Genomic DNA, 255 nt, shown 5'->3' with positions numbered 1-255 from the left:
TCGGGCTGAGCGCGTCCTATCCCGAGCGCCTCTACTGCACCCAGTACGACGAGTCCGACCTGCACTTCGTCCAGCGCCTGTGCGAAGAGGAAGGCATCCACTACCACTTCGAGCACAGCGCCGCCGGTCACGTGCTGGTGTTCGGCGACGACCAGACGGTGTTTCCCCGACGCGCGCCCGTGGCCTACCAGCAGGACAGCGGCCTGGTCGCCGACCAGCCGGTGATCAAGCGCTTCGGTGTACGCCTGGAAACCC

Annotated in this window: 1 protein-coding gene; it reads left to right on the top strand. The window is 66.7% G+C overall.

Translation table 11 applies throughout. The features are described from left to right. Nucleotides 1–255, top strand: a 255-nt coding sequence (locus QMX85_RS23430) for a contractile injection system protein, VgrG/Pvc8 family (RefSeq protein WP_282344963.1), incomplete at both ends; no start/stop codon positions are given.

It is taken from the genome of Pseudomonas sp. PS02288 (assembly GCF_029959715.1).
In the GTDB taxonomy this organism is placed as follows: domain Bacteria; phylum Pseudomonadota; class Gammaproteobacteria; order Pseudomonadales; family Pseudomonadaceae; genus Pseudomonas_O; species Pseudomonas_O kuykendallii.
Note: the sequence above shows the minus strand (reverse complement) of the source record. Positions and strands in the feature narration are given on the sequence as shown.